The sequence below is a fragment of the Maribellus comscasis genome, from assembly GCF_009762775.1.
Classification (GTDB): Bacteria; Bacteroidota; Bacteroidia; order Bacteroidales; family Prolixibacteraceae; genus Draconibacterium; species Draconibacterium comscasis.
In genome coordinates, this window is sequence record NZ_CP046401.1 from 6,482,759 (window position 1) to 6,494,096 (window position 11,338).

General features: G+C 38.3%; 7 protein-coding genes. All 7 read left to right on the forward strand.

Features of this window, described 5'->3' with window-relative positions; all coding sequences use genetic code 11:
• The first annotated feature begins 1 nt into the window (after position 1).
• The 7 genes from GM418_RS26155 to GM418_RS26185 all read left to right on the forward strand — a co-directional run bounded on the left by GM418_RS26155 (position 2) and on the right by GM418_RS26185 (position 11,334).
• Positions 2-3,577 (forward strand): SusC/RagA family TonB-linked outer membrane protein, encoded by a 3,576-nt coding sequence (locus tag GM418_RS26155; RefSeq protein WP_158870464.1) that lies wholly within the window; start codon positions 2-4, stop codon positions 3,575-3,577.
• 9 nt (positions 3,578-3,586) lie between these two features.
• The gene (locus tag GM418_RS26160; RefSeq protein WP_158870466.1) at positions 3,587-5,260 is read left to right on the forward strand and encodes a SusD/RagB family nutrient-binding outer membrane lipoprotein; all 1,674 of its coding nucleotides are present in this window, start codon (positions 3,587-3,589) and stop codon (positions 5,258-5,260) included.
• Between the two features lie 850 nt (positions 5,261-6,110).
• Positions 6,111-7,142 (forward strand): sialidase family protein, encoded by a 1,032-nt coding sequence (locus tag GM418_RS26165; protein ID WP_217447603.1) that lies wholly within the window; start codon positions 6,111-6,113, stop codon positions 7,140-7,142.
• 1 nt (position 7,143) lies between these two features.
• The gene (locus GM418_RS26170; protein ID WP_158870468.1) at positions 7,144-8,529 is read left to right on the forward strand and encodes an FAD-dependent oxidoreductase; all 1,386 of its coding nucleotides are present in this window, start codon (positions 7,144-7,146) and stop codon (positions 8,527-8,529) included.
• 100 nt (positions 8,530-8,629) lie between these two features.
• Positions 8,630-9,646 carry a LacI family DNA-binding transcriptional regulator gene (locus tag GM418_RS26175; protein WP_158870470.1) on the forward strand — a complete coding sequence of 339 codons (1,017 nt, stop codon included), beginning with the start codon at positions 8,630-8,632 and terminating at the stop codon, positions 9,644-9,646.
• Positions 9,647-9,694: 48 nt separating this feature from the next.
• Positions 9,695-10,675: an ROK family protein gene (locus tag GM418_RS26180; RefSeq protein WP_158870472.1), complete on the forward strand. Its 981-nt coding sequence runs from the start codon at positions 9,695-9,697 to the stop codon at positions 10,673-10,675.
• A 14-nt stretch (positions 10,676-10,689) separates the two neighbouring features.
• Positions 10,690-11,334, forward strand: coding sequence for a D-sedoheptulose-7-phosphate isomerase (locus GM418_RS26185; protein WP_158870474.1), 645 nt, complete (start codon positions 10,690-10,692; stop codon positions 11,332-11,334).
• Positions 11,335-11,338 lie beyond the last annotated feature (4 nt).

An 11,338-nucleotide genomic window follows, 5' to 3' on the forward strand; every position in this document is an offset into this window, starting at 1 on the left:
AATGAGAGCAACATTATTCGTAACCATCATTTTTATCAGTCAGGTTCTGGCTGTTGGATCTTATTCCCAAACCACCCGTTTGGATATTGATTTTTCCAATGCCACGATAAAGAGCATATTGAGTGAAATTGAAGACCAATCGGAGTTTTATTTTATGTATGAAGCGCATAAAGTTGATGTGGAAAGACGCGTTTCTGTCAGTGCAAAAAATAAGTTGGTAACGGAAATATTAAATGAAATTTTCGACAATACCAATATCGTTTATAAGATTAATAACCGACAGATTGCGCTGACCAATATTGCATTTAGAGAAGAAAATGTGCAACAACTTAAAACGATAACCGGAACAATAACAAATAGCGGTGGAGAGTCAATTCCCGGAGTTTCAGTCTCCGTGAAGGGAACTACCAAAGGAACAGTTTCTGACATAAACGGAGTTTATACATTAACTGATATTTCAGCAGGAGACGTTCTTGTTTTTTCATTTATTGGATTGAAAACGCAGGAAGTTGTTGTCCGCGATGAAACGACAATTGATATAATAATGGCCGAAGAAGCTGTTGGTATTGATGAGGTTGTTGTTACTGCCCTTGGAATAACAAGAGAGAAAAAATCTCTGGGATATTCCGTAGGAGAAGTTGGGGGAGATGAACTGACTGAAACTTCTCAGGGAAGTGTATTGAATGCTGTCGCTGGAAAAGCTGCAGGTGTTCAGGTTTCACAAATGTATGGCCTTGCTGGTTCTTCTGTAAATATGGTTATTCGCGGGGCAAGTTCTTTAAATACAAAAAATCAGCCCTTGTTTGTAATTGATGGTGTTCCGGTGGATAATGGTATCGATAATAATTATCAGGATGCTGATATGGGAAACGCTATTTCTGACCTGAATACGGAAGATATTGAGTCCATGTCTATTTTGAAAGGACCAAGTGCAGCTGCACTATATGGTTCCCGGGCTGGAAATGGTGTAGTAATTATTACAACCAAATCAGGAAAAGGTGCAAAAAAAGGAATTGGAGTTTCTTTTAATTCATCTTTTCTTCTCGACGATCCCTATCATTTTGTTCCATTTCAGTCGAAATTCGCTTCCGGTAAAGAAGGTGCATATAGTTTAGGGGAACAGGAAAACGAATCGTGGGGAGCTATTCTTGATGGAACATTTCCTGATTCTTACCAGTGGGATAAATCAACTTTAAGTAATGACGGCACATCGTTGCAACCTTTGGTTGCTTATCCGGACAGACAGCAGAACTTTTATCAGAACGGTTTTAGCCAGTCAAATAACCTGGCTTTTGACGGTAAATATGAAAAAGCAAATTTCCGTGTTTCTATTGGGAACCTGACGAATGAAGGTATTTTGCCAAATACCGACTATTCCAGAAAAACAATAGGTATGAACGGTAGTTTCGATCTTACCGATAATTTAAAGGTTAGTGCGGTGATTAATATTTCTGAGGCTGGATCGGATAATAGACAAAATATCAGTACAGGTCGTCGTGACCCCTCGAGATCTGTTCTTGAAATGGGAGTGCAGGTTAATATCCTCGACTTGAAAGATTATTGGTTAGATGGTCAGGAGAATATTCAGCAGAGAAAAACTAAGCCAAAACAAAATAATCCTTATTTCAATGTCTACGAGAATCTTAATGGTTTTAAACGAAATCAGACCATGGCAAAGCTCCAGTTGGATTGGGAGGTATTTAAAGATCTTAGTTTCATGGTTAGATACTTAACAAATGTAGTAAATCAAAGAAATGAGGCCAAAGTTGCCTGGAGTGATTACGACAATTCAAATGGAGCATATTCCATTCAAAGAACTCTGGCAAAAGAGGAAAACTGGGAAGGGATGTTTACCTATAACAAAAGTATTATCGATGGTTTAAACCTTACTGCAAATGTTGGAGGGAATCTTCGATATAATTACGATGATGCCATTTCCAACCAGGCATCTCAGCTTGTATTACCCGGATTGTTTACAATTTCGAATGGTGTGCCGGGAACTGTATCTTACAACAGTTTGTGGGCAGAAAAAGCAGTTAATAGTATATACGGCTCCGTTTCATTAGGATATCAGGATATGATTTATCTGGATTTAACTGCAAGAAACGATTGGTCGAGTACTTTGCCAAAAGACAATCGGTCATATTTCTATCCGTCAGCTTCTTTAAGCTTTCTGGTTAATGAATTATTTCAATTACCATCCTGGGTTGATATAGCAAAATTGAGAGCAGGATATGCACAGGTAGGTAACGATGTTGGTTCTTATGCATTAACTCAGTATTATGCCACTGCTGCCGATTGGGGAGAAGCGAAACAGATGTATATGCCTGGAACATTGAGAAACTCGGAATTGAAACCGGAAATAGCAACTTCAAAAGAAATTGGCTTGGATCTTTCTTTTCTGAAAAACAGGATTAACCTGGATGCCACTTATTATGTAGTAGATAATAAAAACCAGGTACTTAGTATCTCAATACCTAACGAATCAGGAGCCACTGCAAAGCAAATTAATGCAGGTCTTGTTCAGGGAAAAGGATGGGATGTATCTTTAAATACCGATATAGTAAGACAACGTGACTTTTCTGCTGGTTTGGGAATAACATTGACCAGAAACAGGACGAAAATTGTTGAGCTGGCCGATGGTATATCATATTATCAGTTTGGTTCTGTTGGAGAGGTAAGGTTAAGAAGTTACGTAGGAGACAATATTGGAAATATATATGCCTATCCTTATTTGAAAGTGGAAGATGAGGAGTCAGAATATTATAACTATCCGATAATTGCTTCAAATGGCAGACCTCAAAAAGATAACCGGGAAGAAAAAATGGAAAAGGTTGGTAATTTTAATCATAAATTTTTGATGGGAATACAACCCACAATTAGATACAAAAATTTTAGTTTGTTTGCTAATTTTGATTGGAGAGCAGGAGGAGAGTTCTATTCCAGAACTATGGAGTTTTTCAGAAATAACGGGTGGCTTGAAGAAACCTTTTCAGGCGTAGATTACGATAGAAATAAAGACATAGTACAACAAATTAAAGATAACCCTGATAAATATTTTAACCTTTGGGTTGGTGGCCGAACCGGTGATTACGGCGGATTTGAATGGCCCGATGAAGCGACTCGGAATTCAAGATCATACGTGAATAAGAATACTGGCGAAACGGTTTACGTTAACGACGCAAGTTTTATTCCGGGGGTTCGCGAAGATGGCAACGGAGGATATATCGAAAACTTAGGAGGTGACGAGACGGTATGGATGACTCCTTTTGAAGCGAATAAACGTTCAACAAGATATTATGGAGGAAATAATATTTATAGTGCCAGTTATGTGAAATTAAGAGAGTTGTCAATAACTTATAAGTTCCCTCAACAATGGATACAAAAAGCTAAATTGAGTAATGTATCACTGTCTTTCATTGCACAAAACGTGTTCACTTGGACAAAAGCAAAAATACCGGTTGATCCAGAGCTCGCTTTTATCTCAAATGGAAATACATGGATTCAGGGTGCTGAATATTATAATGTTACGCCTTGGACTCGTTCTTACGGAGTTAAACTTAATGTTGAATTTTAATTAGTAGTCATGAAAAAAATAAGTTTGATTTTAACAATTATATTTCTGGGACAAATTTTTCAATCTTGTCATGATGATTTTGATGACATGAATGTGAGTCCGAATAACGCAGAGGAAGTTTCACCTAATTATCTGTTGTCTTATGTGATTTCAGAAACAACAATGAGATTTTATGATTTGGTTAATGAACATACTGATATTGCGGGCGCAATGCAATACACGCAAAGAGGAACAGAATTTAATGCCGCAAATCAGAATTGCTATCAATGGGGAAAGGGTTCCTGGAGCGGATATTATGATATCTTAAGAACCAATCAATTAATGTATGAAGCAGGAGAAGAAGAGAATAACCAATTTTTTATGGCTGCTTCACTGATAATGAAATCTTTCATTTTTGGATTGTTGGCAGATTTGTACGGTGATTGTCCCTATTCTGAAGCATTACAAGCGAATTCCAGTTTGTTGTTCCCAAAGTATGATGCACAAAAGGATGTTTATGAAGGGGTTTTGACGGATTTAAGAACGGCATCAGAAATTCTTGAAGGATTGGATTCCCGGTTGAGTGTTTTAGCTTCTTCAGACCTGCTTTATGGAGGAGAGCGGGATAAATGGATAAAGTTTGCTAACTCGCTGAGGTTGAGATACTGTTTGAGATTAGACAATAAAAAAGGCGAACTGGGTATTAACACAGTAAACGAATTTAATGACGCGGCAAGTAAGGTTTTTGAAAGTAATGATGATAACGCAACATTGGTGCTTTTGGGCTTGTCGGAAGATAATTCTGCTGCTGGTGGTTCTGTCAGATCTTCAAATAAACCGTATGCATTCAAACCAGGAAAACCATTGGTTGATTATTTGAAAGAGAGAAACGATCCAAGGCTTCAACGTTGGATAAATCCGGTAGAAAGAAAATGGGATTTTACGGCAACTGAAGAAACTACTGTGAATTACATCGATATTTTTGGCGATAGTTATGAAATGACCATTTTGCCAACTAATAATACAAGTCTTGATACTTCTGTATATGTAGGATTACCGATTGGGTATGATAATCTCGAATTTTTAGGAAATTACAACAGAGGCGAAGGTGTTAGAGATTATCCTGATGAAAGAAGCACATATATTTCTTATTTGTCACCCATCTATTTTGAAAACAGTAATGACTATGTCAATCCTTCGTTGATTACCTATGCTGAAGTTGAGTTTATTTTGGCAGAAGCTGCTTATTTAGGTGATTATGGAGTTTCAAGTGTTGAAGAGCATTACAAAGCGGGAATTGAAGCTTCTATGGATCAATACAAGATATTGTCGGAAGCTCAGGGATTTGATTTTGAGGAATTTTACAATCAACAAACCGTTAGTTACAATAGTTCTTCAATAACGAATAAACATGAACTTATTTTGACACAAAAGTGGATTGCACTTTGGTTGCAAGCTGAAGCATGGTTTGATTGGAGGAGAACCGGTTATCCTGATTTTGAACCGGCAGCAAATCCTGCATATGGCCCCGCATTGCCTTTAAGGATCGCCTACCCGGAGCCATTTGCCGATCCTCAATATGTGGAAAAATATGAGGAAGCAGTGGCAAACCTGGTGAAAACAAGCTATGTGCCATCAAATCAGTCAAATGATCATTCGTACTCAAAAATGTGGTTGTTGCAAGGTACCGAGAAGCCTTATTAATTATAACTGCTGGGAAAAAAGATGTTGTGAGAACTGGTCTTCTATATCAGGCGGACATGTCCTTTTTCTTTTAATTAAACTCGACAAATTTGGTTAAGTTTTTAATAAAGAGAGTATCTCTGGAGCATTTGTTTGCAAAGGAGATACTTTTTTTAGTTTTTGGATTTTTCAACACTAACAGAGTAAATTTGTGATGTTGAAAAATGTTAACCTTCAACAAAAACTAAAAATATAGATAGAGAATTTAAGGAGCCTGTGTTGTTTCTGCTTCGCCGCTCTGGTGTCAGAAAGCAAAAATACCTTTTATAAATACCGAACACGTCTCCCCGGTGCGCAACGAAATGGCTTTGTTTTGCAAAATGTATAGTTTTAGAAATTTCGCAAACTGCTTGTATTCCTGAATCTGGCGCTCTTTTTAGTATGTATGGCAAGAGATGCAGAAGCAATGGGTATTGTTATTTTGCAGGTTGAAAGAAGGGAACAAGTTCATATCTTATTGGCGTAACAAAGTGTTCCATCGTTTAAAAGGAATGCACCTTCGGAACGTATTAAATAGCAAAGCAGTCTGGCCTTAATAAGTATTGAAAGTAAGGCAGGTTTCTCAAAATTGAATGGTTTTTTAATCTTCCTGGTTTGGAGGGTGTGATAATTGTGCCTCACTCTTTGTCTTAGATTTGAAATAACATAAAGTTCATTGAACGTCGTTTTTCTGTGCTTTGTTTTTTTGCTAAAGGGTTAAAATTAAATGTGTTTTTAAGAAGATTTGAGAAGCAAAAATCTGTTAATTAAATTTCTTTTGTAATTCATGTATCAAACAACTATAATTTCAGAACAATAAATAAATATAATTATGAAATCATTGAAAATCATTTATTTAATCAGTGTCTCAGTGATGTTTGCTTTCTTTTCATGTCAGAATACACCTGCTCCCGAAGATGTAAAAGCGGAAGTTCTCACTGCTGAATTTATTTATGAAACAGCTCCGTTTCCACAATGTCATGCTTCTACAATTGTTGAAACTGAAGATGGTTTTCTTGCTTCATGGTTTGGTGGAACCCGCGAAAAAAATCCGGATGTTTGTATTTATACTTCTGCATTAACAGATGGAAGGTGGAGCACTCCTGTACTTGTTGCCGATGGAATAATAAATGATACTTTGCGTTATCCGTGCTGGAATCCGGTTCTTTTTAAAACCAATAACGGAGAAATTGTCCTTTATTACAAGGTCGGTCCAAGCCCACGCGAATGGTGGGGATTGTACAAAGTTTCTGCCGACAACGGAAACACCTGGTCGGATGCTGTTGAGATTCCAGATAATTTGTTAGGGCCAATAAAAAACAAACCAGAAAATCTATCTGACGGGACTATTCTGTACCCAACAAGTTTTGAGACGAGAGAAAAGTGGAATATTTATGTAGAGACTTCGGATGAGGATCTGGAAAACTGGAAAAAAGTTGATATTGATAATAATGGTTTTAACGCCATTCAGCCAACCATTCTTTTTTATTCGGAAGGAAAAATTCAGATGTTGTGTCGCAGTAAGGAAAAGAAAATTGTTGAAACGTGGTCTTCAGATAATGGAAAAACATGGTCACCGGTAGAAGCCACTTCTCTTGTGAATAACAATTCGGGAATTGATGCAGTGACAATAAAAAATGGTCTACACCTGCTTATTTCGAATCCCGTTGAAAAAGGCCGCAATAAAATTGATGTAAAAATCTCAGCCGACGGAAAAAATTGGTTCGACCTAATTGTTTTGGAAGATCAGCCGGAAGGTGAATTTAGTTATCCAGCTATTATTGAAGGCAGCGACGGAACAATTCACATTACGTACACTTACAATCGTAAGACAGTAAAATACGTTCACTTGAAACTGATGTAAAATGTACAGAAGGAGGAATTTTATAAAAAAGGGGGTGTTGGCTGCTTTGGGAACCGGTTTGTTTTCAAAAACCGATGCCGGAGACTTCGAAAAGGAACTAAAATCAGGCGATGGTATAGATTACAAAAGAAACATTCCGCTTCGCTATGAAGCTGATGTGGTTGTGATTGGAGGTGGAATTGCTGGCGTTTCAGCCGCCGCTTCTGCAGCTGTTTCTGGTGCAAAAGTGTTGCTTGTCGAACGTTTTGCCAATCTGGGTGGAATGCTTACAACCGGTGGTGTGGCTAATTTTTGCGGGCAGATTGAAGAACAGGGTGAGGTTTTTGACCAGATTCTGAAAGATTTGAAACGATACAATTCGCTTGGCGAAGCCAGAAGTCAGACCGTATTTAATTATGAAATTCTTTCTTTGGTTTTACAGGAAATTTTGTTGGCAAGAGGAGTAAAAATATTGCTGCATACCCGTTTGGTTGATGTTCTTTCAAAAGGAAACGGAATAAAAGAATGTATTATTTGCGGAAAATCGGGGCTGGAAGGCGTTCGCGGAAAGATTTTTATTGATTGCTCAGGCGATGCAGATTTGGCGCGTTATGCCGGAGTGGCTACAATGAAAGGCGACGGCAAAATAGGTTACCAGCTTCCAATGTCGAAAATGTGTTTTGCACGGGAAGTTGCCGAAGAAGATTTTTTGCAGCAGGTTCCCAGCGACTGGGCAACGCAGATTTCAAAAAAAGAAGATTTACCTATGGTTAGTGTCTGGCCCGACGGTCCGGGAGGAAAAGCATTGAAAATTAAAATTCCGATGTTTGATGCTACTTCAACAGAAGGGATTACAAATGCCGAAATTCAAGCCCGAAGACGAACAATGGATGTGCTGAGTTATTATCAAAAAGTTGAAAATAAAAAATGGAGACTAACGCACAGCGCTCCAATGATTGGGGTTCGGGAAGGATGCCGTGTGGAAGGAGATTATATTTTGACGGTGGACGATTTACGTGCCGGGAAAACATTTGATGACGGAGTTGCACGTGGTACGTTTTATTTCGACGGACATGGTCTGACCGACGATAAAAGAACCTACATTCTTCCAAAAGACCAGTTAAAAGTGCCTCCTTACCAGATTCCAATGCGATGCCTGATCTCCAAAGATGCAGATAATTTATTGGTAGCCGGACGTTGTTTATCAGCTGAACAGCTGGCATTATCTTCAGCGCGGGTATCTACTACCTGTTCCATGATGGGGCAGGCAACGGGAATTGCCGCCGGAATGGCTGTTCAACAGAGAACAAAAATTAGAAAGTTGGATTATTCAGAAATACAAAATGAAGTGCTTGGAAGGGGAGGGCAGCTCGATGTTTCCAAACAGATTCATCCAATTCATGGGTGACATTTTTATGTGTTCTGTAAATAAAGAATGAATAAAAAGCGTGTTTTTTATTTAAATAGTTATTTTTGGTAAAGAAGATAGAACCTGAACAAGTCAGAATATGAAAAAAACTTCACTGAACGATATCGCACAACAACTCGGAGTTTCAAAAACATTGGTTTCTCTGGTGCTGAATGGAAAGGGAAAAGAACACCGCATTAGTGAAGACATTCAAAAAAAAGTAAAAAAGCTGGCAAAGGAGCTAAATTACAGGCCGAATCAGATTGCCAAAGGTTTACGTACCGGAAAAACAAACACAATAGGATTAATTATTGCCGATATGGCTAATCCATTTTTTGGTAAACTCGGACGCGAAATTGAAAAAGAGGCGTCTCTTCACGGGTATCGCGTAATGTTTTGCAGTTCAGATGAAAAGGCTGAAAATTCTCAGAAGCAAATAGAAATGCTCCAACAGGGACAGGTGGATGGAATTATAATTTCTCCACCAGAAGGAAGTGAAGAGCAAATTTTATCGCTTGAGGCTAGTAAAACTCCTTATGTACTTGTTGACAGATATTTTGCAGATATTGACTCCAATTATGTGGTTGTGGATAATTTTCAGGCTGCTTATGAAGGTACAATGCATCTGATAAATAATGAAATCAGAAAGATTGCATGTGTTACAACAAGTGCCCGTTTGGTTAATATGATTCAGCGACTGGAAGGGTACAAAAAAGCTCTTACTGATTCAAATATCCCGGTATTGGAAGAGCGAATAAAAGTAATGCCTTTTTCACACGAAAAAAACGATGTGTTTTATGCGATAAAAGAATTATTGTCAGCTAAAGATAGAGTTGAAGCGATTCTTTTCACTACAAGTAAAATAGGAGTAATGGGATTGGAAAGTATTCATTCCTTAGGGATGCAGGTTCCGAGCGACGTCAGAGTGGTGAGTTTTGACGACCCGGATGCTTATAAAATTAGTTTTCCCCCAATTTCTGCAATTGCGCAACCTTTAAAAGAGATAGGTAGGGAGTCAGTTAAAATCTTGTTGGAGAATATTAAAAATAAAGAGCATAAAAAGCAAAAAGTAATGTTAAATACGCGATTTATTGCAAGAAAATCAAGCAGTAAATAAAATTTTTTATACTTTAGCTAAACCGATTTAACTAAGAAGATTTAAAGAATGAACAAAAGTACAGACGAATACTACATAGGCCTGGATATAGGAGGTACAAAATGTGCAATCGTAATCGGAGATAAGAACTTTAATATTCTTCAGAAGATTAGGTTTGATACAGAAACAGAACGAGGTTACACTGCAATATTAGATGAATTTCATTATCATATAGACAAGTTGTTTGTTGACTATCCAAAAGAAAATTTGAGACGTATTGGTATAAGTTGCGGAGGTCCCTTGGATTCAAAGGAAGGAGTGATTTATTCTCCGCCAAATTTGCCGGGTTGGGATAGGGTGCCGATAGTTGAAGTATTCAATAAAAAATACGGTGTACCTGTTGCTCTTCAAAACGATGCAAATGCCTGTGCACTGGCTGAGTGGCTGATGGGAGCGGGAAAAGGAACACAAAATATGATTTTTCTCACTTTTGGAACAGGAATGGGATCCGGACTGATATTGAATGGACAGCTTTATACAGGAACCAACGATTTAGGCGGGGAAGTTGGACACATTCGTCTGGCAAATACAGGACCGGTTGGTTTTGGAAAAGCCGGCTCTTTTGAAGGTTTTTGTAGCGGAGGTGGTATCGCGCAGTTAGCGAAAACTGTTGTTACCGAAAGGTTAGGCCGGGGAGAATCAGTGGAATTTTGCCCAAATATTGAAATGGCCGGGGAATTGACTGCGAAAGATGTGGCGATGGCAGCAAGAATCGATGATCCGGTGGCAAAAGAAATTGTACGAATCTCTGCAGAATATCTTGGTCGGGGTTTGGCTGTTCTTATCGATATAATTAACCCCCAATGTATTGTAATTGGAAGTATCTATGCACGTAACGAAATGTTGTTTAAACCACATGTCGACAGAGTTCTGAAAGAGGAAGCTATTCCCGCTGCAATTGAAGTTTGTAAAATAAAACCAGCACTTCTTGGTGAATCACTCGGTGATTTTGCAGCACTTGGCGTAGCTATTTATGAAAATGAATTTTGATTTATACTGTAATAATGAAAGAAAATAATATTTTGCAGCAATTGCTAAAACGATATAGCAATCTTGCCACATTGGAAAAATCCATAATAGCAGCGGTCGAAATAATAATCGATTCATACAAAAACGGAGGGAAAGTGTTGGTTTGTGGAAATGGCGGAAGCTGTTCTGATGCGGACCATATCGTAGGAGAATTAATGAAAAGTTTTGAAGGACACCGTCCTTTGGATTCAGAATTTCAGAAAAGATTAAGCGCGCTCTCGCCGGAAAGAGGAAAAGAACTTGCATCGAAATTACAGCAAGGATTGCCTGCAATCTCACTTACAGTTCATAACGCCCTAATTACTGCGGTTGCAAACGACATAAGCGGAGAACTGATTTTTGCCCAGCAAATTACCGGCTTAGGCAACGAAGGCGATATTTTGATGGGACTGAGTACTTCAGGGAATTCACAAAATGTGGTTGATGCGTTTTTGGTGGCTAAAGCAAAAGGGTTAAAAACCATTGGTTTTACAGGTGATACCGGAGGGAAATTGAAAGATTTGAGCGATGTGTTATTAAATGTCCCGGAAAAGAGGACTGCATATGTGCAGGAATTACATTTGCCTGTTTACCATGCCATATGTATGATGATTGAAGAAGAAGTATTTAACTCCGACTAAACGA

Excerpts from the sequence above, each read along its gene's own strand:
- GM418_RS26165 (WP_217447603.1), top strand. The coding sequence starts at position 6,111 with ATGAAATCATTGAAAATCATTTATTTAATCAGTGTCTCAGTGATGTTT.
- GM418_RS26160 (WP_158870466.1), top strand. The coding sequence starts at position 3,587 with ATGAAAAAAATAAGTTTGATTTTAACAATTATATTTCTGGGACAAATT.
- GM418_RS26185 (WP_158870474.1), top strand. The coding sequence starts at position 10,690 with ATGAAAGAAAATAATATTTTGCAGCAATTGCTAAAACGATATAGCAAT.
- GM418_RS26175 (WP_158870470.1), top strand. The coding sequence starts at position 8,630 with ATGAAAAAAACTTCACTGAACGATATCGCACAACAACTCGGAGTTTCA.
- GM418_RS26170 (WP_158870468.1), top strand. The coding sequence starts at position 7,144 with ATGTACAGAAGGAGGAATTTTATAAAAAAGGGGGTGTTGGCTGCTTTG.
- GM418_RS26180 (WP_158870472.1), top strand. The coding sequence starts at position 9,695 with ATGAACAAAAGTACAGACGAATACTACATAGGCCTGGATATAGGAGGT.
- GM418_RS26155 (WP_158870464.1), top strand. The coding sequence starts at position 2 with ATGAGAGCAACATTATTCGTAACCATCATTTTTATCAGTCAGGTTCTG.